Genomic DNA, 932 nt, shown 5'->3' on the forward strand with positions numbered 1-932 from the left:
TCCATCAGCGGCGAGTGGAAGGCGTGGCTGACCCGCAGCGCGGTGGTGCGCCTGCCGCGGGCGGCCAGCTCGGCGGCGACGGCGTCGACCTCGGCGGCCGCCCCGGACACGACGACGGCCGCGGGCCCGTTCACCGCCGCGATCGCGACGCCGTCGGTGAGCAGCGGGGTCACCTCGTCCTCGCCGGCCTCGACGGCGGTCATCGCGCCGCCCGCGGGCAGTGCGTCCATCAGGCGGGCGCGGGCGGCGACCAGGCGGCACGCGTCGGCGAGGGAGAACACCCCGGCGACGTGCGCGGCGGCGATCTCACCGATCGAGTGGCCCGCGAGCCGACCGGGCCGGATCCCCCAGGAGGTGACGAGCCGGTACAGGGCCACCTCGAGGGCGAACAGCGCCGGCTGGGTGTGCCGGGTGCGGTCCAGGGCTTCCGGGTCCTCGCCCCACACGACGTCGCGCAGCGTGCCGCCCAGCTCGGCGTCGAGCAGGGCGACGGCCTCGTCGAACGCGTCGGCGAACACCGGGAACCGGGCGTGCAGCTCCCGGCCCATGCCCAGGCGCTGGGCGCCCTGTCCGGAGAACAGGAACGCGGTGCCGCGGGTGGCGGCGGCGCCGCGGGCGGCCTCGGTGGTCCCGCCGGGCCCGGCGAGCAGCACGGCGCGGTGCTCGAACAGGGCCCGTCCGGTGGCGAGGGTGCGCGCGACGGCGGTCGGGGTCAGGCCGGGAACGGCGGTGCGCAGGCGGTCGAGCTGGGCGTCGAGGGCGGCCTCGGTCCGGGCGGACACCGGCCAGGCGACGACCTCCGGGGCGGCGGCATCCGGGCCGGCGGCGTCCGGGGCGGCGGCATCCGGGGTGGCGGCGTCCGGAGGTGCCGGCTGCGTGGCGGGCGGCTGTTCGAGCACCACGTGGGCGTTCGTGCCGCTGATCCCGAACGA

At 78.5% G+C, this 932-nt stretch carries 1 protein-coding gene; it reads right to left on the reverse strand.

The window, feature by feature from the left end; all coding sequences use genetic code 11:
* Window positions 1-902, reverse strand: a 902-nt coding sequence (locus tag GTW08_RS06235) for an acyltransferase domain-containing protein (protein ID WP_346009864.1), incomplete at its 3' end; no start/stop codon positions are given.
* Window positions 903-932: the final 30 nt, after the last annotated feature.

This window comes from Pseudonocardia sp. SID8383 (assembly GCF_009864975.1).
GTDB classification, from domain to species: domain Bacteria; phylum Actinomycetota; class Actinomycetes; order Mycobacteriales; family Pseudonocardiaceae; genus Pseudonocardia; species Pseudonocardia alni.